We start from the raw sequence: 24,535 nt of genomic DNA, 5'->3' as shown, positions 1-24,535 counted from the left end.
GCGGTAGATAAGGCGCAATCTTGACCGTGAGCGGATCGCCTCCCTAGGCTCAGGACCCATTGATTTAGGTGGGTAAATCTGCTTCAGGCTCTGTGAGGCGACTGAAGATGAGCGACCTGTATTGGCTGACGGATGAACAGATGGCGCGTCTGGAGCCCTTTTCCCAAGGAGCCATGGCAGACCGCGTGTTGATGATCGGCGTGTATTGAGCGGGATCATTTTCGTGAACCGCAATGGGTTGCGCTGGCGAGATGCTCCGCAGGAATATGGGCCGCATAAGACGCTCTACAATCGCTGGAAGCGGTGGAGCGCTGCGGGGACTTTTGTCCGTCTGATGGACGGCCTGGCTACTGGCAGGGCGGACCATTAGACGATCATGATCGACGCGACCTACCTGAAGGCGCACCGTACGGCCTCGAGCCTGCGGATGAAAAAGGGGGCCCAGGCCGCCTGATCGGGCGGACCAAAGGCGGCATGAACACGAAGTTGCACGCGGTGACAGACAGGAATGGCCGCCCGATCAGGTTCTTCATGACGGCAGGCCAGATCAGCGATTACACCGGGGCCGCTGCCCTGCTGGACGATCTGCCCGCTGCAAAGGGGCCCCCTGGCTGATCGTGGTTATGATGCCGCTTGGTTCAGGGACGGGCTGGAGGAAAAGGGGATCAGACCTTGCATTCCAGGCCGGAGATCCCGCACGACGCCCGTGAACTACGACAAACGCAAATACCGGCACCGCAATCGTATCGAGATCATGTTCGGCCGGCTCAAGGACTGCAGGCGCATCGCCACACGCTACGACAGATGCCCGACCGTCTTCTTCTCAGCCATCTGCCTCGCCGCTACCGTCATGTTCTGGCTATGAGTCCTGAGCCTAGTCGGGATCGAGAAGCGTAAAAGCCAATTCTTGCCAAAATCTGCGCCTAGTGGGGTTTTCGAGAAGCGCCTGCCAGGTCGTTGGTGATCGCCAGCAAAGCCCGTTCGGCCCGTGCCCGTTCGCTTTCGCCTTCGGTTGGTAGCACGGAAATGTCGGGCACAATGCCAGCTTCCTCATTCGTACCCTTCGCACGTAATCTCATGCAATTCGGCACTCGGAAACGAAGACGCGAGTGTCGAAGGATGATGGGGTCGCTTTTCGTCATGAAGCCGCACCCATCTCCACCTGTGCGATTGCCAACGAGCTTTGCGATCCGGTTGTCTTGCATAACGGCTGCAAACATTTCTGCCGACGAATAGGAGCGCTGGTCGGCAAGGACGTAAGTCGGCCCGGTCCAGCTGCCAACGAATGATTGAACTGTGGATGCAGAAGAAAGAGCGGTTGCAGCTTTGCTGTCGCCTAGGGCGTTTCGGGCCAGGCCAGCGGAGTAGCCTCCAGCATAGCCCGCAGAGAGGAGCCGATTGCAATTCGTCGGCGACCAGGCGCGTTGTTCGCGCCAGACCCATGACAGATCGCAACGATGCTCACCGATCGCCGCGGTCTGCTGGGAGAAAAAGGATCGTGCATCTGTGAGCGCAGCCTTGGCGTCAGGCGACTGAGTGGCGGTGAGCGCTTCGTTGATATCTCTGATCTCGTCAGCGAAGTAGCGACCAGCATCGGATGCGTCTGCCATTAGAAGCCGTGCGGATCGTACCGGCCTGTCCGTAAAGAGACGGGGCGTCCAATCGCCGCTATCGTCGCCTCCGCTGTCATTGCCAATATCAACGACAAGGGCCGTGGCCCCGGTGTGACGCAGTGCCCTGATCTCAGCCGCCATATCATGAAACCAGCGTAACTCCGCCGCTTCACGCATTGAATCGGGAGTGATTGCCCTGCCAGCCTGCCGCAGGTCTGCCCAGGCATGCAAACAGGCAGCAGGAAAGGCCCGGGCACGGAAGTTCTGGATGCGGAGGATACCAAGCGTCACGCCCGATCGCGTGATGGTGCCGGCCCTGAACGTCGAGCCAAGCCCGTCCAATATCAACTTGAAGCCAGGTAACCCCTCCAATGGCAAAGAAAAAGCGACTGATCCGGTCGAGGCGTATCCCAGCGCTGCGCATCCTTCGATCGGTGCCGCCGGATCAAGAGCAGGCCGGCTGGGCTCAATCGGAGGTGTCGTCGCTACAGCGAGGTACGGCAACTCCGAGAGATGTCCATCATGAAAGCCAGCGATAAAAGCGCGAATGGCGTCGGCCGCCTGGGTGTCGTCATTCGCCGACGCCACTGCAGCCGCAGTATTACGATCAAGCGCAGGCAAGTCGATTCCGCCGACGTCGGACGCCTTCCATGCGAGATTAGCGTAACGGTCCACCAACTCGGATTTGAGCTGTGAATAATCCTGTTGCCACGCTTTGCGGTCAAACGAGGCGGCCGCGGATGCCGTCGAGGTCAGCAGACTTAAGACAATCGGTAGAAGCAGACGCATATAGAGCTCCATTGGGGCAGCACCGTATGCCCATGGGCTAAGCCGGATCGTTCAAGCCGGGCGTTACGCGTGGCGACGATACTCAGAAGGCCAGCAGTCTAGCACGGAAAGATCGAGAGGTTGGAAGAAAGCACGGCTCTCTCCCTTATCGCCTGGATTAAGTCTTCCCCAATTCGCATGCCAAATGAAGCAGTCGAGATGAGTTGGGAGGGGCAGTCGAATGAACCCCTGCCCTGTCTACATGATAATATGCTGCTTCATACCCGCCGCTCCACGGTATCTGCCCGATTTGGGATTCCGAAATGCTGAATGCACAAATTGCTCGTATGTGCTCTGGCCTGGGCAAGGTCGAAGGTGCTCTGCATGCGCATCAGCGTTTCGGCTCGTACGCCAAAGGCCTGCTCAAAGCGGATCGCCATCTCCGCGGTGAGCCCACACCTTCCATTCAGAAGGGCGCTGATCGCCTGACGGGAAACGCCCAGATGCTCGGCGACAGTGTTGACCCTGATATTCTGGGGCTCAAGAAGCTCGGTTTTGATCCAGTCCCCGACATGGACTGCGAGCGAGCAATGCATCTTAAGCGCCATGGTAGTCCTCCAAAGCCATATCGCAGAGTTGTCCCTGCTCATTGAGACGAAAAGTAAGCCGCCAGTTTTTAGTGACGGTCATGGACCAAGTGCCTGCCCGCTCTCCGACCAAAGGATGCAGGCTATAATTTGGAGGCACCGTGAGCTCATCGAGTGATTCCGCAGCGTCGATGAAGGCGAGCATCTTTCGTAACCGGCTTGCATCGCGGACCAGCCCTTTGGCATTTCCCGTCTCAAAAAAGCGTCGGAGGCCTTTGTGGCTGATGCTCTCGATCTCCATGCGTGTAAGGTAATGCATTACATCAACGATGTAAAGATGATCGTTACGTCGAGCGCATGGGCGGTTAGGGTGATAAGAGCGCCGTTAGGCGAAAATTGGCGGTCTTCCGACATTTATCTACTTCCGATTCTTTTGATTATCGGGAGTAGGTATGATGGGCGGAGAACGGCAGTAGATGGGCTGGAAAGCGTGCTTCAGAGGCACGCTTTCGATGCGGCGCAGATCTTCTCCCAGCCTATACGGCCGCGCTCAATGAAGGATGTCAGCTCTCGCTTCATCTCGGACCTTTGAGCGCAATGCGCCGCTTTTGCAAAGCGGACGTGGCCTAACGCGTGCGGGGAGCGGAGCGGTTCTTCTTACTCGAGATGTGGCTGAGCCTCTAAGATCCCGCAGTGTTTAGCGGTGGCATCTCGCTCCACCATTTCAACTAGCGTTTCGAGTATCGCGTCGAACACGCCCGTCATTACCGATCGCCAGTAACGTCGGAACATGCTGTTCCATTTACCATAGTCATCAGGCAGGTGCCGCCATTGCGACCCTGTTCGGGCACTCCAAATCATGCCCTCGAAACACAGCCGGTTACCTCGTATCGGGCGGCAGCCACGACCCGTCCAAGGCGGAAGCCGCGTCCCAATGCTTGTCCATTCCTCGTCCGAAAGCCCAATTCGCTTGCCCAACGACGTCCTCAAAAGGCGGCGGTGGATCAATCACGGACGTTACTGTCAACCTTTGTTTACTAAACCCTGGGAGACCGGAAGGCTGCATTCGTCGAAAGCAAAGAAAGTAGATGATATCGACAGAATATTTGTCATCATTTTCGTTATGAGAGATGGAAATCACGTAATAGGAGCATACTCCCATTTTCTGATGACATACCCCTACAGGTAAGCGGAATCCCCCCCGCTATAGTCACACGTAGGCTGAAATATTCCCGAAATAACGCGCGGTTACAACGGGATGGACCGTTTTTGTCAACGTCAACTTTCCGGTCTACCTTGACGGAAACATCTTTTCGCGCAGAGTGCCAGGTCTGTATTGGGTTTTGTAACGCTTCCGGTGCTGTAGTTCGGGGATGACATATGTGATGAAGTCCTCGAAGCTACCCGGCGTGATGGCATAGGCAAGGTTGAACCCGTCCACACCTGTCTCCTCGATCCAGTCCTCCAATTGGTCGGATATGGTCTGCGGGCCGCCAACAAATGTTACCCCCATGCCGCCAATCGCGGAATGTTCGGCGAGCTCTCGTACCGTCCATATGCGATCGGGATCACTTATGGTCAAAGCATCGATCGCGGAGTGGATTGCGTTACTGCGAATAAGTCGAACGGGTTCCTCCGGATCGTAAGAAGAGAAATCGACGCCTGTCCAACCTGACATCAGTGTCAAAGCCCCTTCAAGGCTAACGTAACGTCTGTACTCCTCATATTTCTCGATTGCCTCCTTGTCAGATGCTGCGGTGATGACAGTAACTAACGAGAATATTTTGACAGAGTCCCGGTTTCTCCCCTGCGCTGCGACCGCGTCACGGATTGCGGTCGCACTACTGCGCACAATCGTTGATGTAGGCCCTGCGAGAAACACGCATTCAGCATGTTTTCCAGCAAATCCTCGCCCCTTGGAAGAAGTCCCTGCCTGATAAAGAACCGGAACACGTTGTGGCGAGGGTTCACATAAGTGAATAGCGTCCACCGAAAAATAAGGGCCGTCGTGTTTTATGCGTCGGACCTTATCAGGATCGGTGTAGACCCCATTCGCTCGATCATTGATAACTGCGTCATCATCCCAGCTTTCGTTCCAAAGCTTTTTTACGACGGCCAGATAATCGTCAGCAATGTCATAGCGCGTATCGTGATTTTGCTGCTGCGACTGACCATTGCCGCGGGCCGCGCTGTCGAGATATCCGGTGACAATATTCCAGCCAATTCGTCCCTGAGTCAGGTGATCGAGGGTGCTCATCTTGCGCGCAAATGGATAAGGGTGTTCGAAAGACAATGTCGCAGTAAGACCGAAGCCCAGATGCGTTGTCACCGCCGCCATTGCTGCGATGATGAGGGAAGGGTCATTTACAGGGACCTGAGATGCATTGCGCAGAGCAGCTTGAGAGTTCCCGCCATAGACGTCATAGATCCCAAGTACATCCGCAATGAACAACCCATCAAACAGGCCACGCTCGAGGGTCTTGGCCAGCTCGGTCCAGTATGAAATCGTTTTATAACGGGAAGCTTGGTCGTCGGGATGGCACCAGAGACCGCTTGCCTGATGCGAGATGCAGGTCATGTCGAACGCGTTGATCAGTATTTCGGTCATGATCGGTCAGATCCTCTATCCAGGGCTTATCATCCCACGATAAAATTATTGGTCAAAACTGCCTGTAGTGTTTGCAGGCGATATCGGTACGACCCTCAGACCAACGGCCCAGCTTGAGCGTCAGTCACAGGCTGGATGCAGGCACTGTGTTGATTGGTCCTTCGCCAGGCTGAACCCGCTCCGGTGTGGCAACTCGTAAGGTCAAGGATGCGAACGGCGTACCAATTCAGGTTTTCACAAAAAATAACGCTGGTTTTCCAGATAACCCTGCCTCAGGCGTCTGAATCTGTCAAATCCTATCGTGCATATATCAAACAACGAATATTCATAGTTATTACTCAAACGCGGCGCGTGCGTTGAGCGAAGAAGTGCTCACATAAAGGCGGATCATCAGGGAAACTGAGTGTTCGCAAGGCTCCCCGGAATGGTCGCTCATTTGCTTCGCCCAAGGATGCCTCAGCGCGCGCACCAGATACTGCAGGCTCTGCGCGAAGAAGGAGAGCGTCTGTTTATCGATATGACTGCCTCAGGAAACTGAAGATACAACTTGCCGGAGACCTCGCCACGAGGCTTCCAGATATTACTCTTATGAAAGGAATACGTGTTCGGATTAACGCCTGGCCCAGATGCGCATGAGCGCTGGTTCTGGCAGCCGACACCACTTGCAAATGGGAGACTCGCGGCATCCCGCAGGGGTGCTGACGAGGTGCAGGCATGGCCGCCTCGGTCAAAATTTATGGCCTTCTCGGTCAAGAAATCATCCCGGAAACGAAATAATAATAGGATATCAGCCGACAATATGGCGCTGAACGCGGCACGCAAAGACCGCGTCCTTGCAACGTCTTACAACAGGTAATCCGCGCTATGAGCACTATTCTCGGGGATGGAAAGCCGAAATTCTTGCGCTGCGCTGGATTCAGCCTCGCGATCGCCTTGATGGTCCCTGCGTGTGCCAAGGCGGCTGAAGTTAATCCAGGTGATTATGAGCAATACCCACTGAATTCCACCATTGCTGTAGTATACTACAACTATGTCAACACGGACTCCATGTACATGGGGGACACCAAGGTATCAAACTTCAATGTAAGATCGAACCTCGGTATTGCGCGACTGCTTCACGTTTTTTCGCTCACGAAGCGTCTGACAATCGACCCTCAGTTTCTTCTCCCATTCGGGAACGTGACAGCTTCCGGGGCAGCGAAAGCGTTCGGTAGTACGACTGGTGTGGGCGACCTTATTTTGACCGCTCCGCTCAAATACCGGCTCAATGATCATCATGATACGTTGAGTGCGACCGTATATCTTTATTTGCCAACGGGAAGTTATGATCGCAAGCGTTCGCTGAACCTGGGGGAGAATCGTGTCTCCCTCGACTTCCAAGGGGCCTATATCCACCATTTCGGCACCCACTGGGCCTTCGACCTAATTGGTGACATTATTTGGCATGGGGATAATAATCGCTTCAATGTCTCGAATGGGCGTATGTCGCAAAGCGAGAGCTATTTCGTGCAGGGTATTGGTCGATACATGCCCAACCCTAAAACAACCTTAGCGCTCGGCATTTCACAGTCCTGGGGTGGAAAGACGCTGCTGAACGGCATCCCCAACGCAGCGGCCTCCTCGAGTACCCGTCTGAACCTTACCGCAATCCGGTTTGTTGCACCACGGGACCAATTGCTTCTGCAAGCAGGAAGCGACGTGAGCGTATCCAATGGGCTGGCTAGCAATATCACGGTGCAGTGTCGATACGCGCACATCTTCTGATCGATCCACAACGCTAACTGAATGAGGTCCGTCATGGAATCCGCAGTTGACCAACACCTTCGTTGTCCACGCACAATGGCCAAACGAGTGGCCGACGATTATCAGCCTCCCTTCCCCATGTATGTGGCGCGGGCAGATGTCGATCTTACTCGGGTCTCAATGGGATATTTCGGGGTGCAATTCAAAGACGCGACACTGAGAGAGGCCGCGCTCTTGGCGCTACGCAAAATAGTTGCGGACTTCGACCATGAAAATGGTCCTGGCAATCATGATCTGACTTTTCATCAGGATAACCAGGGGTATGGCAACTTCATTGTTGTTGGTTATTGGCGTGACTTCGAGACTTATGAACGCTGGTGTAACGATGCCTCTATTGCATCCTGGTGGGCGGCCCCTGAGCGGATGACCGAGAAGCTGGGGTACTTTCGCGAGTGTGTGGCACCGGACGCGCGCCAGTTTGAGACCCTTTACGCGTTTCAAACCAATTTTCCCGGCGTGGGTGCAGTGATGGACCGCACCAGCGGCGAGATACAGGAACATGGTTACTGGGGATCGATGCGTGACCGATTTGCGCTATCGCAAAACGATCCTATGGAAGCTAACGGCATCCTACGTCGGCTTGAACATGAAACCGCCGAAGGCACGAGGGTAGTCATCCATTCGCATGACAATTTGGCGTTGATACGATCGGGTCAGGATTGGCGTGACGCCGGAGCTGCCGAGCGAACTTTGTATCTGGAGCGCATAGAGCCCACCTTACGCGACGGCATGGACTTTCTCCGCGATAATGGAGAGGAGGTAGGCTGCTACAGCAACCGCTACGTACAATCGATTGATATCGACGGTAATCTGCAGGACGAAAGTTATAACATCGGTTACTGGAAATCATTGCGCCATCTCGAGGCATGGGCTGAGAGCCATCCAACCCATTTGAGGATTTTTGGTGTCTTCTTCGAGGTGATCGCCGGTATTCGCGAGCTTCGCCTGTATCATGAGGTCTCGGTTTTCGACGGTACGCATCAGTTTTACGAGTATATCAATTGTCATCCCGGTACCGGTATGATGCGAGACGCGGCATGACGATACGGCGTCCAACCCATGGAGAGATCGCCGATATCGCTGCAGATCTTGGCTTTTCTCTGACGTCGGGTGAGGTAACCGCTTACGGGGCAGCCCTGGCCTCAACCTTCGAGGTATATGACCTGTTGGATGCCCTACCGGATTACATGCCGGCCGTGCACCACAACCGCAATGGTGGGTATCTCCCGGACGCCTCTGAAAATCTATACGGCGCTTGGCACAGGAAGACAGTGATCTCGGGCGCGGCTACCGGGCCGCTACATGGTAAGCGCGTTGTCATCAAGGATAATATTTGTGTAGCCGGCGTCGAGATGGATAATGGATCATCAACCTTCGCTGGCTATGTGCCAGAGGTCGATGCGACGGTTGTTTCGCGTGTCCTGGACGCCGGCGCAACAATCACAGGAAAATCTGTATGCGAATACTTCTGTTTTTCCGGGGGGTCGCATACTAGTCATACCGGTCCGGTGACTAATCCGCGAAAGACTGGTTTCTCGGCTGGTGGGTCTTCATCGGGAAACGGTGCCCTTTTGGCTGCAGGCGAAGCCGATATGGCAATTGGTAGCGACCAGGGAGGATCGGTACGCATTCCAGCGTCGTTCTGCGGCGTGATCGGCATGAAGCCTACCTTTGGTCTGGTACCCTATACGGGCGCCATGCCTATCGAGCAAACGCTCGATCACCTCGGACCCATGAGCTGTAACGTTGCGGACAATGCTGCTCTTTTACAAGTGATCGCCGGTTATGATGGACTAGACCCTCGTCAGCAAATCAATACCGGAGAATGCGATTACTCCGCCGGGATTGGCAGAAATCTGATGGGACTGCGTATCGGCATACTGGTCGAGGCTTTCGATGTGCCTGGCCTCGAGCCGGTAGTACAGCGCGCTGTAGAGGACGCCGCTCATTTCTGTGAGGCATTGGGTGGGCGGGTGAACCGTATCTCGGTTCCAATGCATAAAGTTGCGCCCGCCATCTGGCTCGCAATTGCGACCGAGGGGGCGAATTCGCAAATGATGGTGGGGAATAGTCACGGGCACAACTGGCGGGGGCTTTATATGACGCAGATGATGACCCACCACGCCGAGTGGCGCAATCAAGCTGAAAAACTTCCTCCCACACTGCGGACTACCCTGATTACTGCTGAACATATGAAGCGCCACTACCATGGCAAATTCTATGGGAAAGCGCAAAATCTAGCCCGTCAATTGCGCTCAGCCTATGACCTTGCTTTGGAGGAGGTAGATCTATTGCTGATGCCTACTGTCCCGATACGAGCAAGCCGGTTGCCTGGCTCGAACGCGTCGGTAGCGGACAATCTCGCGCGCGCCTTCGAAATGTTAGGGAATACCGCCCCGTTCGATACCTCGGGCCATCCGGCGATCTCCTTGCCATGCGCTTCTAGCGAAGACCTGCCGATTGGGCTCCAACTCGTCGGGCGTTACTACGACGAGGCCACAATCTACCGTGCTGCGTCCGCTCTCGAAGACACCCTTGATTGGCGATCAAGAGTGCTCTGAGAATACAACCGTGGCCTCCTCTTTTGGAGTATATCTGACATGAGTACACACCCAGACCATTCTCATTCCCACGATCATGGTCCTTTGCCAGACGATCTGGAACTGCGCGTGAAGTCTATTGAATCGCTTTTGGTTGACAAGAACCTGGTTGACCCTGCGGCGCTCGATGCACTTGTCGATACCTATCAGAACCGGATTGGTCCCAGAAATGGTGCCGCCGTAGTGGCACGAGCTTGGAGCGAACCGGCCTATCTTACTCGCTTGCTTGATAATGCCACGGCTGCGATTGCGGAAATGGGATTTTCGGGGGTCCAGGGTGAGGATATGATCGTTGTCGAAAATACGGATAACATTCACAATATCATCGTTTGCACTCTCTGTTCCTGCTACCCTTGGCCTGTGCTGGGATTACCTCCTGCATGGTATAAGGCAGCCCCATATCGCGCCCGCATCGTCCGCGAACCACGGGCGGTACTTGAGGAATTCGGGTTATTACTCCCCGAGACGAAAGAAGTCCGGGTTTGGGATAGTAGCGCCGAAATCAGATATATGGTTCTTCCCCAACGTCCTGCTGGCACTGACGGGTGGACGGTGGAGCAACTTGCTTCCCTCGTGACGCGTGACTCAATGATTGGGACGGGTATCATCTCTCCCCCTGCACAGGCAGAAAGGGCGGACCTGAATGGAGCGCCGTTATGAACGGGATTCATGACTTGGGCGGAATGCACGGTATGGGACCGGTCAATCCTCCTGCAAGCGAGCCCGTCTTTGCCCACGTTTGGGAGGGCCGGATCTTCGCTTTATTCATTGCGACTTTCGCGGGGGGGCATTTCAATGTGGATGAGTTCCGTCACGAAATCGAACTGATGGACCCAGCCACTTATCTTCGATCCAGCTACTACGAACACTGGGTTCACGCCATTGAGGCTCTACTTATATCACGTCAGGTACTTTCGGTTGACGATATTGGCAAGCGCATGCGCGAAGGATCAGCGGGATGACTGTACTGACTCTGGATCTCGTTCCAATTGTCGTGCGAACAGGGGCATCGTCTCGGGTCTCGACTGAGGAGATCTCGCCGCGGTTCAAAGTCGGCGACCGTATAAGAGCGCGCAATATGAACCCAGCCACCCATACAAGACTACCTCGCTATGTTCGTTCGCGCGTCGGTATAATTGTCATGGATCATGGCGTCTTCACCTTCGCCGACACTATGGCACATGGGAGTATCCCCTCTCCACAGCATGTGTACAATATCCGTTTCGAGGCATCTGAGCTGTGGGGAGAGGGTGCGTCTGCGCAGGACTGCGTCCATATCGATCTTTGGGAAAATTATCTGGAGGGTGTGTGATATGCTGAACACCTTTGAAGTTTCTTCCTGCGACCAACAGGATAGTACGGCACGGGCCGTTCCTATGGAGACCGCACCTTTTGGCGCGCCATGGCATGCGCGCGTCTGGGGGCTGGCCGTACATCTTCATGAGACCGGACTTTTTTCGTGGCCGGAATGGGTGAACGTTTTTTCCCGTACTGTAGCTGCCTTGCCAGCCGAAGCTGGCGAATGTGTAAATGACACCTATTACAGGCAATGGGCTTCCGCGCTGGAGAGCTTGCTCTCTGCGAACGGGTATCTCCCCATCGAGAGCCTTGATGCAAAGCATGCTGCATGGACTCATGCACATCTCCACACACCTCACGGTATGCCTGTCGTTTTGGCGGAGCATGGCATGAATCTGCCGTCTGAGGGCGCTCCAACGGCACCCTTACGGGGTGTTCCGATCCACATAAGTCCGGCGATCAAAGTCTAGCGCCCCTACGCCTATCGGCTTATTCTCATCTTGTTAACTGGCTCAGACTTTTGGAGTTTCGTGGAGAGGAAGATTACCAGCTGTGAGTAAATCACCTGACGGGCCCTCACCTACCAGTATTATCCAAACTGAGGACTGGGCGGGCCCTCTGCTCGACTTGTCTGTTCACCATTCTGGTAAGCGACGTATCGAATATTGGAGAGAAATAATCCTGCGCTTGTTCGCAGATGTACAGATATCTGCAATTCCGCAGAGTGATTTTTTCGGGAAAGTTTTATCGCAGCGATTTAGCGACCTACGCCTTTCAGTAATATCAGCTTCTGAGCAAAGTGTGGACAGGAGGTTTCGTGAGGCTCGCAGCGAGTACGAGGATCGCTATTTTGCGGTACTGATGTTGCAGGGTAAACAGATTATCGAACAAAATGGCAGCCACGCAATACTTGAGGCCGGTGACATGGCAATCTATGACGCCACGCGGCCACATTCGCTTCGGTTCGAAGGACAGTGGCAGGAGGTAGTCTTCAGCATCGCCAGACCTACACTCAACAATCTACTTGTTAACGCGGAAGACAGGGTAGCCACATCGCTTGCCGTATCTAGTGGTGTCGGCAACGTACTTTCTTCTTACCTCAGTGCGCTGAGCCGGCAGATTGGTCAGCTGAGCACTGACGAGATGACGCGCCTGGCCGATCCTGCAATAAGTATGTTGGCTATGACTCTGGGTGGGATCAACGGTTCCATTAGCGATAGTCCGCACTTGCGCTCGGGCACCCTTTTGCGTGTCAAGCGGTATGTTAATGCGCACCTTCATGATCCCGATCTTGACGCAACGATGATCGCCTCAGCCAGCGGGTTATCGGTGCGGTATATCAACAAGCTGTTCGCTGCCGAGGGAACGTCGCTTATACGTTATGTCCTTCTCAAGCGTCTTGATCGCTGTGCGCACTCGCTTTCTGTCACTGGCGGAGCGCGTACAGTGGATAGCATCGCCGACGTCGATTTGCGTTGGGGATTCAATGATATGTCCCATTTCAGTCGTGCTTTTAAGAAAAGGTTCGGCATGACACCGCGAGAGTGGCGAAAAGATGGAATTCCAAAAAGCCGGTAGTTGATACGTCGCTACATGAGGCGTTTTGTCAATATCATCCCCCTACCAACACTGCATACCTCACGGACTGCGCACCCTGATGGCCGGGTGTATTAAGCTTGGCGAGACAAATTCAGGTCGAAAGCGGTCTCAAGCCTATCGCCAAGTTCGAAGGCAATAATAAGAATAGGCCTACGAAATTGGCGTCGGCATTACGTTTCACGCTTGCGAACGGCTTCAGTCACAAATTCACAGAAGGCCCGAATTTGTTTCAGCCGATCAGTATTCTTAGAGTAATAGAGATATACTGGAGGATAGGTTATCCACGTTTCTTCGAGTACAGGGATCAATTTGTCGGAGTCGTTTTGCAATTTGCGTATAGGCGAGAATAGTCTACCTATACCTAAGCTATTGCGTATACCGTCGGCGATTACATCAATATCATTGGTAACAAGAGGCATTTGCGCGCATAATGTAACTCTGCCTTGAAGCACTAGCGGCGCCATACGGTTGGACGTTGTAAAACGATATCCTATGATGGGATGTTGCTCCAGTTCTTCTATCGTTTGAGGCATACCGTGCCGGGAGAGATACTCTGGTGACATATAGAGCCCCTCACGAACCGGCCCCGAGAGACGGCGAGCGACCATTCCCTCCTGCAGTCTATCGTAAAAGCGGATGCCAATGTCGTATCCTTCGCTAAGAAGATCGACGGTGCCGTCGTTAACCGAAATTTCTAGCGTGATGCCGGGATTACGGACGATGAATTGCGCGATAACTGGGGCAAGATACAATTTGTACGCAAATCGGGCGACTGTGATTCTGAGCGGGCCGGCGATTTCGCGGTTGAGGTCACGTATACTCGTGATTGCTTGTTGAAGGGCCATAAGCCCTGTCGAAGACGCCTCTAGTAGCGCTTGACCTGTCTCTGTAATGGCGAGCCGACGCGTTGTGCGGCGGAACAGCGTCGCTCCTACACTTTCCTCAAGCAGCTTGAGCGATTTGCTTACCGAAGGTGGCCCCATCGCAAGAGTCCGCGCAGCTTTTGTTAAGCTGCCTTCCCTCGCAATGGCGTGAAAGACAACCAGCTGATTGTAGGACGCATTATTCATGACCGCATTATTTCTTTTCGGGAAATAGTGTTTATACCCCGAAAAGCCTTAAAATAAAAGCACTCCTGATCCACCCTGTCGATGTAAATCGCTTTAGGTATGGAAGAGCTGTGTGCATGGCCAAGGTTTTAGTAATCTCAGGGCATCCGGATTTGGAAGCATCAGTTGCCAACAAAGCTATCCTCGACGCTTTTCAGAAGGCCGAGGGATTAGACATCGAAATTCGTGAGGTAAATACGGGCATTTTCGATGTTTCCGCCGAGCAAATGGCGCTTCTTGAGGCGGATATCGTTGTCTGGCAATTCCCATTCTTTTGGTATGCATTACCTTCTGGCATGAAGGCTTGGGTAGATAATGTTTTCACGTACGGGTTTGCTTTCGGAGCAGGTGGGGACAGGCTTTGGGGAAAAAAGCTCATACTGTCATTCACTACAGGCGCTCCGATGAAAGAATACGCCATTGACGGCGCTATGAATTACGAAATAGCCGCGTTTATACCGCCGCTTCGCCAGACTGCATTGTATTGCGGGATGTCATTTGAGGAGCCGATCATTACCACTGGGATGCACTATATCCCGGGTTTGAGCACTGAGGCCGATCGCGAGAGCATCAAGGCTCGAGCGCGCATGCACTCAGAGCGATTGGCCAAACTATGCCGGTCCTTCGGCTGATCACCTCGCGTCAATCCGAGATTGCCCGTCCAACGGGGGCAAAGGTTCGGCGTGGATTTCACAGCAAGAATAGCGCAGAACGACGGATCGTCCCCGATCGAGTGGAGTGACGACGACTTCACGGATCTGATTCCGTCTCCTGCCACGGAGTCAATGGATATGGAAAACCCAGCTTATTTCATAGCTGAAGTCGTTATCAACGATTCTGAGGGACTACAACCCTACCTCGACAAGGTCGAGGCAACGCTTGCGCCGTTTGACGCGAGACCACTCGCAAATACTAACGTTATTGCAGGTCTTGAAGGAGAAACGCCGGCTGGTCGTGTAGTCATTCTAGAATTTAAAGATATGGACTCGGCCCAGGCTTGGTATGGGTCGCCAGCTTATCAGAACATTATTGGCGCGAGGCTCGTGAGCGCGACCAGCCGAGTCTACATACTTGAGGGTCTCACTGCTTGAGGGACGTTACCCTTCTAAGGCTATCATCTCAAAAATCTGCATTGGAGACATATCGTGGCTACAGAATCATATATACCGCCTAGGGTAGCGCTTGGTACCTGGGCCTGGGGGGGATACGGGCGAGTCTGGAAATGGATATTTTGGTAGTACAATGGCAGGCTCCACCCTGGAGGACGTGGTCGCACATGCGTTTGCGGTCGGCCTGACTTTCTGGGATACCGCACTCGTTTACGGCATGGGCCGTTCCGAGAAAGTTGTGGGTGGGCTACTCAGAGGGCATGATCGGGCGAGTTACCAAGTTTCAACGAAGTTCAGGCCACAAGCTGCATCCCAATCCGAGACTGCGGTGAAGGAGATGCTAGAGCAGAGCCTTACAAACATCGGATGTGAAACGATCGACCTCTATTGGATTCACAACCCGGCAAACGTTGCGCTTTGGACGCCGCATCTTATTCCGTTGCTCGAAAGCGGCAAGATTAAGCATGTAGGCGTTTCGAACCACAACCTCGCTCAGATAAGGGAAGCCGACGCGATCCTCAGAGAAGCTGGCTTTCGGATCAGCGCTATCCAAAACCATTACAGCTTGCTCTACCGCAGTTCGGAGCGGGCCGGCCTGCTTGATTTCTGTCACAAGCACAAGATTGCATTTTTCTCATACATGGTGCTTGAGCAAGGAGCACTTACAGGAAATTATAGTCCTGAAAATCCGCTACCAGAGGGCAGCCAGCGAGCCAAAATCTACAATGCTCTTCTTCCGTACATAGCCAAGCGCTACGAAGCGAAAGCTGCGGACATTGCGGTCGCGTGGGCTATAGCCAAAGGAACGGTGCCGATTGTTGGAGTGACTAAAACATATCAAGTCGACAGCCTCGCCAAGGTCGCTGCGATCAATCTGTCAGCCTCAGAGATTGACCTGTTGGAGAAGCTCTCTGATGAAGCGGGGGTGGATACGCGCGGCTTCTGGGAAGAGGATATGCAGGTTCAAGGACAGTAATCTTCCTGCAAAGATGTTTGAAGTGAGGTCAATGAAATGATGCACAAGAAAGTAGCGCTCGTAACCGGCGCTAACAAGGGTATCGGCTTCGAAATTGCGAAGGCTTTAGCATCCAGGGGAATTAGTGTTTATATCGGTGCTCGCAGCGCCGAGAGGGGGTACAGGGCGGCGGCTGATTTGAGTGAGAGCGGGCTAGATGCACGGTTCGTGCAACTCGATGTTACCGATGATAAAATGATTGCTGCAGCCGCGGAGAAGATTGAGGCCGAGCACGGTGTACTGGATATTCTCGTAAATAATGCCGGGCTTATCGATCAGGCCGACGGACCTCCAAGCCAGGTTGGACTTGAGGTTCTCCGGCGTACGTTCGAGACTAACTTCTTCGGCGCGGTGTCGGTTTCAAGGGCGTTGCTCCCGCTCTTGCGTAGGTCACCGGCCGGGCGTGTTGTGAACGTATCCAGCGGGCTAGGCTCGCTGGCCCTGAATGAAGATCCAGAGTGGCCATTCGTTGATACAAAGCTGTTAGCTTATAATGCTTCCAAGGCTGCGCTAAACATGCTGACTGTGCAGATGGCCTGGGAACTGCGGAACACCGGGATCAAGGTTAACGCTTCGAACCCAAATTTTACCGATACTGATCTTGTTCCTGGACTGGAAGGTGGCCGTCCGGCGGTTGACGGCGCACGGACCTCCATCGACCTCGCGCTGCTTGCAGCTGAAGGACCAACGGGAGGCTTTTTCGAAGATGGTAAGCGCTTACCTTGGTGATTTTTTCATATCCTGCTTGGGAATAAGGGCTTAGGATCATCCGATCAGCAAATACTTCCTCGGTTCGTGGACAAATGTTGACAGTAACGTCCGTAAATGACTCAACGCTGCCTTTGGGAGGTGTGGTTGGGCGGGCGAATTGGGCTTTCGGACGAGGGATGGGCAATCATTAGAACGCTGCTTCCGCCTGAGGCGGGTCGTGGCTGCCAGAAGTGGTCCCCGTCTTTTGGACAGGGCGATAAGCTATAATCCGACCTGAGAGAGAACGGGTTTATGGGTGCGGTTACACGGAAGAGGTATCCGGGCGAGTTTAAGTCACGGGTTGCGCTGAAGGCGATCCGGGGCGAGCAGACACTGGCGGAACTGGGATCGCAACAAGGTGCGCATCAGACGATGATCGCCTAGTGGAAGCGTCAGGCAGTTGAGGGCATGGCGGGCATTTTCTCTTGCAAGGCGACACCGGAGACGGGGGCCAGTCCTGCAGATGTGGAGAAGCTTCACGCCAAGATCTAGCAGCTCATGATGGGACGTGATTTTTTGCGCGATGCCTCTGTTCGGTTGGGCGTGATCAGAGGCGGTCCGTGCGTTGCTGCGCGCTACGAAAGATGTCCGGTCGTGTTCATCTCGGCGTGCTGCAAGCGTTATCTTCTGGCTGTGAACTCTGATCCAGACCAGGCTGCTGATGTTTTCACGATGTGCTGATTTGTTTCCTTTGGGCAAAGAGCAGCGTCAGCACGAAAACGCCAACACCCATAACGGCGCTGATCACCGAAGCCTCCGGCCCGAAGCTGCCGCCCGTAATCCAGGTTGGAGCATCTGGATTGAAGTGCGCAGCCATAAGGCTGCCCTCCCCTGTCATGCCCGATACGGGAGCGCCAAAGACAGCGCCGAGTGTGAAATTCCACCCTGCATGAACGCCTATGCTCATCCAGATCCGGTTCGTTGCGATATAAAAACCTGATAAAAGGAGTCCCGCCTCTATCGATATGGCGGCTGAAGAAAGGATGGTCGCGCCGGGATTATGCAAATGGGCCGCGCCGAACAGGGCCGCTGAAACCACAACTCCGGTTCTGATGCCGAATGCACAGGACAACAACCGGAAGATGATCAGGCGGGCCAGTAGCTCTTCCAGGAACCCGGTGCCCAGCGTCTCGCGAATGTCATGAGCCCAATCGGTCCATGTCGCTGCCTGAAACGAGACATCTCCAAGAGCCAGCAGCACGAGCATGACCGAGGCCGTAATGCCCCCGCCTATGAGAATGCCCAGCGGGAGCTCGAGGATGGCAGGCCTCAGCGCCAGCTCAGAAACCGGTCGCTTCTCGAGCCTGCGCACCAACAACACATAAGTGCCGTAGGCCAACGCCACAGTCACGAATGCAGCACTGATGATGACCGTCGGACTGGTCGTCAGTTTTTCACGGATGATCGACTGCAGGCTCAGCTCGATAACGGTCACGACCAACATCGCAAGCATCCAACCCAGAATGCGTGCAATATGCCAGCGGCCAGGTGCGATGACCCCGCTCGTCTGGGTCAAGGCGTGAAAGGAATTCAAGACGTCTCTCTCCGCAGATGGCTATTGAGGGGTAACCGTTTCATTGACTGCCGGAATTGTCGCCCAGAGCCGTAGGGGTGCTGACGGCTTCGCGCAGTTGGTCGATCCGGTTGCGCAAGTCCCGCAGTTCGGTGATCGACAGACCGGTCGCCGCCAGGACGCAGGCCGGGATCGTCTCGGCCTGCACGCGCAAGGCCCGACCAGCCTCCGTCAGACGCACGCGCACCTGCCGCTCGTCCTTCTGGTCCCGGGCACGCTCGACCAAGCCGGCGCCTTCCAGTCGCTTGAGCAAAGGTGTCAGGGTGGAGCTGACTAGAAGGAGTTTAGACCCGATCTCGCCAACGAGCTTGCCGTCGCTGCCCCACAGGACCGTCATCACCAGATATTGCGGATAGGTGAGTCCCAGCGGTTCCAGTAGCGGCTGATACAGCCGATTGAAGGCATGACTCGCGGCGTAAAGCGAGAAACACACGAAATTCGACAGATCGGGTGCGGATAGGTCCTCGGGCATATCGTCCTCCATAGCACCACTCATTATATCGCGCAATATTTAATCGCCGACGATTTTTTTTGCATGGGAGCCATGCATTTAGAACGTTTTCACGACTATATCGTGCGCGATATATTGTATTGCACAGACCGATCGCGGCCTGACCGATACGGAGTAATCCATCATGAAACGCCTTGCCCCATCCATCGCCCTGGCCACCGCCCTCGCCGCCTCGCCGGCGCTCGCGGCCCCTGTGCTGGAGCCCACGACCCAGCATTTCCTTGACGGCTTGGCCGCGGCCCACGTCCCCGCCATCCCCTCGCTTTCGCCGCACGACGCCCGCGCGCTACTGGACGGCGCGCAAGGGTCGGTGAAGGTCTCTGCCCCCTTCGCCCGGATCACAGATCGCGTGCTGCCCATCGGCCCGACCGGCAGCACGCGCGTTCGTGTCTATCGCCCGGCCAACGTCACCAACCACGGCCCGGCTATCGTTTATTACCATGGTGCGGGCTGGGTGATGGGCGGCCCAGCGAGCCATGACCGCCTCGTGCGCGATCTGGCGGCGGGTAGCGGTGCGGTGGTGATCTTCGTCGATTACGAACGCTCGCCCGAAACGCGCTACCCGACCGCGATCGAACAGGATTATGCGGTTCTAACGTATGTTGCCCAACATGCGGTCGAATTCGGTATCGATCCGGCCCGCATTGCAATCGCCGGAGACAGCGTCGGCGGCAACATGGTGGCTGTCGTCTCTGCCCTGGTGGCCGAACGGCATGGACCCAAACCCGTGGCGCAGCTGCTCTTCTATCCGGTGACCGATGCCGCGATGAACGATAGATCCTATCGGGAATTTTCCAATGGTCCCTGGCTGACGGCGAAGGCAATGGACTATTTCTGGGACCAGTATTTGACCACTGGCACGGACCGCGCTCAGCCGCATGTCTCGCCACTGAATACACCGTATTCCATCCTGCACGGGCAAGCACCTGCCCTGGTCATCACAGATGAAAACGATGTTCTGCGTGACGAGGGGGAGGCTTATGCTCGCCGTCTGATCGAAGCTGGCGTGCCAGTTACGACGACGCGCTATGATGCGACGATCCATGATTTCGTAATGCTCAATGCGCTCGCCAGAACTCCGGCGGCTACCGCCGCTATCGCTCAAGCGACCCACTTCCTGCGCGATGCCTTTGCGAAGGTAAATTAAGCGCTTACCCCCAGGGATGGAGTGCCTCTAATGAGCAGTGGCGCTCCAGTCTCACCCTGTTCGTATCTTATTGCGAGCTACTCAGGCATTTACCAGAACCCCACGGGCCTCGCGGCGCAGAGCCTGGGGGGATTGGCCGTATTGCCGCATGAAGGCTTCGCGCATGCGGCGCAGATCGGAAAAGCCAGTTTCCTGCGCTACGGCATCTAACCCATGCCTGGTGCTGTCCAACAGGAGCCGAGCCGCTTCGAGACGGAGAAGTTCGATCGCCTTCGCGGGCGATCGGCCTGTCTCGGCCTGGAATGCGCGGCTAAACTGGCGCGGGGACAGTGCTGCAACGTCGGCAAGTTCCTCGATCGTTAGCGGATTGGCGAGATGGCTCTTGGCGTAAATCAGGACCTTTTGAATGCGATCGCTGCTCGCCGCGAGATCCAGGAGCTCAGAATGCTGGGACTGCCCACCTGCGCGCCGGTGATGCATCACCATACGGCGCGCGACGGCACCGGCTACATCAGCGCCCAGATCCTTCTCAACAAGCGCCACGGCCATATCCAATCCAGCGGTCAAACCGGCGGATGTCCAGACGGAGCCCTGATTGATGAAAATGCGATCCCCCTCGACGATGATTTGTGAGAAGCAGTCCCGCATATGTTGGGCATAGGCCCAGTGCGTTGTGGCACGCTGGCCGTCAAGAAGCCCGAGTTGGGCGACGAGGAACGATCCCGTGCAGACGCCGGCCACTCGCCTTGCCTCTCTCGCGGCCCGCCCTAGAACGGCGAGCGACGCATCGTCCTGCATTGGCGGCGGCGTCATACCGGCCATGAGCAGGAGGGTGTCGATCGGTCCTGATTCTGACAAAGCGACGGTTGGAACGTCCAGCCCACTAGAGGATTTTACAGGACCGCCAACCACTGAGTAGATGCCGAGCGAATAGAATTCTTCGCCTAATATCGTGTTCGCCAGCTCGAAAGCCGCCTGCACTCCAAGGGCGAGGAATTGAAAATGAGAGGTCAGAACCATAGCGACGTGGGGCATGACAGCTCCGTCAGGCATGTCCGAAAAACGTAAGTTATCCGTCATTTCGGAGCCGGTCCAGAGAGCGCATTAAAAGGGGGTCAACACCGATTAAAAGGTAGGACTTCCAATGACCCAGAACACTCTCGGCACGGCCCTCGTTACCGGCGCCTCCAGCGGTATCGGCGCGATCTACGCGGACCGTCTCGCCAGTCGCGGCTATGATCTGATCCTTGTCGCACGCAACAAGGAAAAACTGCAGCATCTCGCTGCCCATATCACGGACCGGACCGGTCGCGCTGTAGAGGTAGTCGACGCCGATCTAGGCCGCTCCGCCGATGTAAAGCGGGTCGAGGACGTCCTTCGCCGCGACGCAAGCGTGACCCTGCTGGTCAATAATGCGGGCATCGGCACGCACACGACGCTGCTCGACAGTGACGCGGATCGTATGGAGGCGATGATCCAGCTGAACGTGACGGCACTGATGCGCCTTACCTACGCTGTCGTTCCAGGGTTCGTAGTGCGCGGCAAGGGTGCGATCATCAACATTGCTTCGATTGTGGCGGTCGCCCCCGAGGCACTGAACGGGGTCTATGGTGGAACGAAAGCCTTCGTCCAAGCCTTCTCGACCTCCCTGAACCACGAACTGGCCGATAAGGGCATTCGTGTCCAAGCGGTCCTGCCGGGTGCCACGGCGACGGAATTCTGGAACGTCGGCGGCCTCGGGATCGACAATCTGCCGACCGAGATCGTCATGCGGGCCGAGGACATGGTGGACGCGGCTCTGGTCGGTTTTGACCGCGGCGAAAAGACGACGATCCCGGCGCTCGACGATGCCGGATTATGGAACGCATACGAGAGCGCCCGCCACGCACTGAGGCCGCATCTTTCGTCCCGCGCGCCCGCCACCCGCTTTGGCATTGTGTCGACACACTGATCCAGCGAACTCCCAAGAAGGAAACCGTGTCATGAAACTTACAGGCAACACTATCTTCATCACCGGCGGCACCAGCGGCATCGGTCGGGGTCTCGCCGAGGCCCTGCACAAGCTGGGTAATCAGATCATCATCTCTGGCCGTCGCCGTGCATTGCTGGACGAGGTGATTTCGCTCAATCCGGGCATGGCCGCGATAGAGCTGGATATCAACAGCCCCGCCAGCATCGCCCAGGCCGCTGAAACGCTCATCCGCGATTATCCGGCAACCAACGTCCTGCTCAATAATGCCGGCATCATGCCGTTCGACGACGCCTCGACGACGATCGACGATGCGAGCGCCGTCGCGGTGATCACCACCAACCTGCTCGGCTCCATCCGTATGACGTCGGCTCTTATCGAGCATCTCAAGACAAAAGAGGAGGCGACTGTGCTATATACGACGAGCGTGCTGGCGTTCGTGCCGATCTCGACCAATGCCGTCTATTCGGCGACGAAGGCAGCGCTCCATTCCTTTGCCCTGTCCCAGCGCTTCCAGCTTCGTCATACAAACGTGCGTGTACAGGAGATTGCCCCGCCATGGGTGGACACCGACCTGATCCACAAAGGCGGCGACCCGCGCGCGATGCCGCTGGACACGTTCATCGAACAAACCATCTCAGCTCTCGGAAGCGATGATCCGGAAGTATTCGTCGAGGCGATCAGACCTCTGCGTGACAACCCGGGCGTCAACGAGCACGGCCTCGTCAATGCGTTCAATCAGAGCATTGCCGATAACCCGATCCCGACCGGCAACTGATCGCTCTATCGGCGCCGCGGCTCTTGAAGACGAGCTGCTTTGATCCACGCCCACCTCATCCTGACAGAGGCTGACCATGAATATCGTCGTCGTAAACCCGGCATTCGACATGGCGGCCATTCGTCAGAACGACCTTTGGGGTCATCTTCGGCGCGTGGGCGGGATCGGCACTCAGCTTCTTCAAAATTCTACTGGAGTGCCGATCCCGCCTCCCGAAATCATCTGGTCGACTGTGAGAATTCTCGTCGGCGCGATGCGACGGGATGAGGGGCGCCAGGCGCCCTGACCAATCAGGTTCATCTCGACGAATCCTTTCAAAAGCGTGGTCGGCAGAGGCCACGCGTCGTGGAGCGGCAAACATGACAAGGACTTTTGAGACGGCACCGACACAGATTATTGCCGTCGGCGCGATTAAATTTGCTTACCGGGCACTTGGTCGCAGCAAGGGGCGTCCGCTTGTCCTGCTTCAGCATTTCACGGGAACCATGGATGCGTGGGACCCCGGCTTGGTCAACGCGCTTGCCGACAGCCGACCCGTAATCGTGTTCGACAACGCGGGGATCGGCACATCGACCGGCACGGTGCCTGACACCATCGACCAGATGTCGACGGACGCGGAGGATTTCATCATCGCACTTGGCTTCGGCGAGGTCGATCTACTCGGCTTTTCGCTCGGCGGTTTTATCGCCCAAGTCATTGCTGCCCGGGATCGCGTGGCGGTGCGCAAGCTCATCATCGTCGGCTCGGCTCCCAAGGGCGGTGTGCAGCATCTACTTAAGGTTGTGGAGGAGGCATTGGCCCTCGGCGCGCGCGACGTGCGCCTGCCGTTATTCTTCACGCCGAATACAGCCAGTCAGCGAGCTGGCATCGCGTTCATTGAGCGCACTGAGGCGCGCAAGGACAGCCGTGACCCCGACAGCGGCGAGAACGTCAGCAATCCGCAGGCGTCCGCGATCATCGGGTGGTGCGCCGAACAGGATGATGACGCACTGCTCAAGACGATCACGCAACCGGCACTCATCGTTCATGGCAGTTGCGACACGATGTTTCCTGTCATCAACGCCTATCAGATGTCCAGCCGAATGACCGACGCGACACTCGTTATCTACCCGGACTCCGGGCACGGCGCCTTGTTCCAGTACCCCGATACCTTCGCCGCCCACGTCCAGATTTTCCTGGGGGCCTGAACACTTTCAGCCGATTGAAAGGATGTCCCGATGGACACGCTTGCACAAAAGATCATTGAGGCTCATGGCGGCCTTAACACCTGGAACCGGTACACCAGCCTGACGGCCCACCTCGCCCAGGGTGGTGCACTCTGGGGGCTTAAGGGCCATGCGGGCCTGCTTGACGATACGAATGTGACCGTTGGGCTCGGCACTGAGTGGGCCTCGCATCATCCGTTCGGACCGGCCCGCCGGACGACGCTGTTCCAGCCAAACAGGGTCGATATCAAGGACGACTTGGGCAAGGTGACGGAAATCCTGGACGCACCCCGATCCTCGTTTGCCGGTCACACGCTCGAAACGCCGTGGACGGAACCGCAGCTCGCCTATTTCGCCGGCATCGCGATGTGGACCTACTTCAACGTACCATTCCTTTTGGGGGCTCCCGGCGTCGTAGTGGAACGTCTGGAGGACTGGCAGGAGCAGGGTGAGACCTGGAAGCGCCTGCGCGTGACCTTTCCGCCAGGGATC

At 55.8% G+C, this 24,535-nt stretch carries 27 protein-coding genes and 2 pseudogenes; 20 read left to right on the top strand and 9 right to left on the bottom strand.

Going from position 1 to position 24,535, the window contains the following annotated elements; genetic code table 11:
- The first annotated feature begins 107 nt into the window (after positions 1-107).
- A pseudogene (locus C0V97_RS09855) lies at positions 108-865 on the top strand (IS5 family transposase).
- A 58-nt stretch (positions 866-923) separates the two neighbouring features.
- Here the strand turns inward: C0V97_RS09855 and C0V97_RS09850 are convergent.
- The 5 genes from C0V97_RS09850 to C0V97_RS09830 form a co-directional block, all read right to left on the bottom strand.
- Entirely contained in the window at positions 924-2,402 is a 1,479-nt protein-coding gene (locus C0V97_RS09850; RefSeq protein ID WP_158625399.1) for a S41 family peptidase, read from the bottom strand.
- A 257-nt stretch (positions 2,403-2,659) separates the two neighbouring features.
- Complete coding sequence (locus C0V97_RS09845) at positions 2,660-2,989, bottom strand: HigA family addiction module antitoxin (protein ID WP_233582089.1); 330 nt, start codon at positions 2,987-2,989, stop codon at positions 2,660-2,662.
- Positions 2,979-3,269, bottom strand: coding sequence for a type II toxin-antitoxin system RelE/ParE family toxin (locus C0V97_RS09840; RefSeq protein WP_127102435.1), 291 nt, complete (start codon positions 3,267-3,269; stop codon positions 2,979-2,981). The genes C0V97_RS09845 and C0V97_RS09840 overlap by 11 nt, the downstream gene beginning before the upstream one ends.
- Positions 3,270-3,625: 356 nt before the next feature.
- The gene (locus C0V97_RS18925) at positions 3,626-3,946 is read right to left on the bottom strand and encodes a transposase (protein ID WP_158625398.1); all 321 of its coding nucleotides are present in this window, start codon (positions 3,944-3,946) and stop codon (positions 3,626-3,628) included.
- Between the two features lie 313 nt (positions 3,947-4,259).
- Complete coding sequence (locus tag C0V97_RS09830) at positions 4,260-5,576, bottom strand: LLM class flavin-dependent oxidoreductase (protein WP_199751801.1); 1,317 nt, start codon at positions 5,574-5,576, stop codon at positions 4,260-4,262.
- A gap of 864 nt (positions 5,577-6,440) precedes the next feature.
- Here C0V97_RS09830 and C0V97_RS09825 point away from each other — a divergent pair.
- From C0V97_RS09825 to C0V97_RS09795, 8 genes are all read left to right on the top strand, one after another.
- Positions 6,441-7,340 (top strand): transporter, encoded by a 900-nt coding sequence (locus tag C0V97_RS09825; RefSeq protein WP_127102433.1) that lies wholly within the window; start codon positions 6,441-6,443, stop codon positions 7,338-7,340.
- A 33-nt stretch (positions 7,341-7,373) separates the two neighbouring features.
- Positions 7,374-8,420, top strand: coding sequence for a phenylacetaldoxime dehydratase family protein (locus C0V97_RS09820; protein ID WP_127102432.1), 1,047 nt, complete (start codon positions 7,374-7,376; stop codon positions 8,418-8,420).
- Complete coding sequence (locus C0V97_RS09815; protein WP_127102431.1) at positions 8,417-9,940, top strand: amidase; 1,524 nt, start codon at positions 8,417-8,419, stop codon at positions 9,938-9,940. The genes C0V97_RS09820 and C0V97_RS09815 overlap by 4 nt, the downstream gene beginning before the upstream one ends.
- Before the next feature lie 39 nt (positions 9,941-9,979).
- Positions 9,980-10,639: a nitrile hydratase subunit alpha gene (gene nthA / locus C0V97_RS09810; RefSeq protein ID WP_127102430.1), complete on the top strand. Its 660-nt coding sequence runs from the start codon at positions 9,980-9,982 to the stop codon at positions 10,637-10,639.
- A complete protein-coding gene (locus C0V97_RS18800; protein ID WP_199751798.1) occupies positions 10,636-10,941 on the top strand; it encodes an SH3-like domain-containing protein in 306 nt (101 codons plus the stop codon). Before nthA ends, C0V97_RS18800 begins: the two co-directional genes overlap by 4 nt.
- Positions 10,938-11,291: an SH3-like domain-containing protein gene (locus tag C0V97_RS18920; RefSeq protein ID WP_199751795.1), complete on the top strand. Its 354-nt coding sequence runs from the start codon at positions 10,938-10,940 to the stop codon at positions 11,289-11,291. Before C0V97_RS18800 ends, C0V97_RS18920 begins: the two co-directional genes overlap by 4 nt.
- On the top strand, positions 11,185-11,748 hold the full coding sequence (locus C0V97_RS18915; RefSeq protein ID WP_127102429.1) for a nitrile hydratase accessory protein: 564 nt from the start codon (positions 11,185-11,187) through the stop codon (positions 11,746-11,748). The genes C0V97_RS18920 and C0V97_RS18915 overlap by 107 nt, the downstream gene beginning before the upstream one ends.
- An 82-nt stretch (positions 11,749-11,830) precedes the next feature.
- Positions 11,831-12,856, top strand: a complete 1,026-nt coding sequence (locus C0V97_RS09795) for a helix-turn-helix domain-containing protein (protein ID WP_127102428.1) — start codon at positions 11,831-11,833, stop codon at positions 12,854-12,856.
- Positions 12,857-13,047: 191 nt separating this feature from the next.
- Here the strand turns inward: C0V97_RS09795 and C0V97_RS09790 are convergent, their stop codons facing one another.
- On the bottom strand, positions 13,048-13,947 hold the full coding sequence (locus tag C0V97_RS09790; protein ID WP_127102427.1) for a LysR family transcriptional regulator: 900 nt from the start codon (positions 13,945-13,947) through the stop codon (positions 13,048-13,050).
- Between the two features lie 116 nt (positions 13,948-14,063).
- On the opposite strand from C0V97_RS09790, the gene C0V97_RS09785 reads away from it, so the two are divergent.
- From C0V97_RS09785 to C0V97_RS18565, 5 genes and pseudogenes are all read left to right on the top strand, one after another.
- Positions 14,064-14,618 (top strand): NAD(P)H-dependent oxidoreductase, encoded by a 555-nt coding sequence (locus C0V97_RS09785; protein ID WP_127102426.1) that lies wholly within the window; start codon positions 14,064-14,066, stop codon positions 14,616-14,618.
- Positions 14,619-14,669: 51 nt separating this feature from the next.
- The gene (locus C0V97_RS09780) at positions 14,670-15,077 is read left to right on the top strand and encodes a DUF1330 domain-containing protein (RefSeq protein WP_127102425.1); all 408 of its coding nucleotides are present in this window, start codon (positions 14,670-14,672) and stop codon (positions 15,075-15,077) included.
- Between the two features lie 151 nt (positions 15,078-15,228).
- The gene (locus C0V97_RS09775) at positions 15,229-16,071 is read left to right on the top strand and encodes an aldo/keto reductase (protein ID WP_199751792.1); all 843 of its coding nucleotides are present in this window, start codon (positions 15,229-15,231) and stop codon (positions 16,069-16,071) included.
- A gap of 36 nt (positions 16,072-16,107) precedes the next feature.
- On the top strand, positions 16,108-16,839 hold the full coding sequence (locus C0V97_RS09770) for an SDR family oxidoreductase (RefSeq protein ID WP_127102424.1): 732 nt from the start codon (positions 16,108-16,110) through the stop codon (positions 16,837-16,839).
- Between the two features lie 273 nt (positions 16,840-17,112).
- A pseudogene (locus C0V97_RS18565) lies at positions 17,113-17,423 on the top strand (transposase); the annotation flags it as partial.
- A 104-nt stretch (positions 17,424-17,527) separates the two neighbouring features.
- Here C0V97_RS18565 and C0V97_RS09765 read toward each other — a convergent pair.
- Together C0V97_RS09765 and C0V97_RS09760 are read right to left on the bottom strand one after the other, a co-directional pair.
- Positions 17,528-18,394, bottom strand: coding sequence for a CPBP family intramembrane glutamic endopeptidase (locus tag C0V97_RS09765; RefSeq protein WP_127102423.1), 867 nt, complete (start codon positions 18,392-18,394; stop codon positions 17,528-17,530).
- Between the two features lie 40 nt (positions 18,395-18,434).
- On the bottom strand, positions 18,435-18,929 hold the full coding sequence (locus C0V97_RS09760) for a MarR family winged helix-turn-helix transcriptional regulator (RefSeq protein ID WP_127102422.1): 495 nt from the start codon (positions 18,927-18,929) through the stop codon (positions 18,435-18,437).
- 139 nt (positions 18,930-19,068) lie between these two features.
- Between C0V97_RS09760 and C0V97_RS09755 the strand changes: the two genes are divergently transcribed.
- Entirely contained in the window at positions 19,069-20,091 is a 1,023-nt protein-coding gene (locus tag C0V97_RS09755) for an alpha/beta hydrolase (RefSeq protein WP_127102421.1), read from the top strand.
- A gap of 81 nt (positions 20,092-20,172) precedes the next feature.
- On the opposite strand, the gene C0V97_RS09750 is transcribed toward C0V97_RS09755, so the two are convergent.
- A complete protein-coding gene (locus tag C0V97_RS09750; protein WP_127102420.1) occupies positions 20,173-21,126 on the bottom strand; it encodes a GlxA family transcriptional regulator in 954 nt (317 codons plus the stop codon).
- A 109-nt stretch (positions 21,127-21,235) separates the two neighbouring features.
- Here C0V97_RS09750 and C0V97_RS09745 point away from each other — a divergent pair, with 109 nt between their 5' ends.
- The 5 genes from C0V97_RS09745 to C0V97_RS09725 form a co-directional block, all read left to right on the top strand.
- Positions 21,236-22,042 (top strand): SDR family oxidoreductase, encoded by an 807-nt coding sequence (locus tag C0V97_RS09745; protein ID WP_127102419.1) that lies wholly within the window; start codon positions 21,236-21,238, stop codon positions 22,040-22,042.
- 31 nt (positions 22,043-22,073) lie between these two features.
- Positions 22,074-22,838, top strand: a complete 765-nt coding sequence (locus C0V97_RS09740; protein ID WP_127102418.1) for an SDR family oxidoreductase — start codon at positions 22,074-22,076, stop codon at positions 22,836-22,838.
- A gap of 76 nt (positions 22,839-22,914) precedes the next feature.
- Entirely contained in the window at positions 22,915-23,124 is a 210-nt protein-coding gene (locus C0V97_RS09735; protein ID WP_127102417.1) for a hypothetical protein, read from the top strand.
- A gap of 73 nt (positions 23,125-23,197) precedes the next feature.
- Positions 23,198-24,025: an alpha/beta fold hydrolase gene (locus C0V97_RS09730; protein ID WP_127102416.1), complete on the top strand. Its 828-nt coding sequence runs from the start codon at positions 23,198-23,200 to the stop codon at positions 24,023-24,025.
- Positions 24,026-24,055: 30 nt separating this feature from the next.
- On the top strand, positions 24,056-24,535 hold a 480-nt coding region (locus tag C0V97_RS09725), incomplete at its 3' end, for a hypothetical protein (RefSeq protein ID WP_127102415.1).

Source organism: Asaia sp. W19 (assembly GCF_003994335.1).
In the GTDB taxonomy this organism is placed as follows: Bacteria; Pseudomonadota; Alphaproteobacteria; order Acetobacterales; family Acetobacteraceae; genus Asaia.
This window is presented reverse-complemented; position numbering and strand designations above follow the sequence as displayed.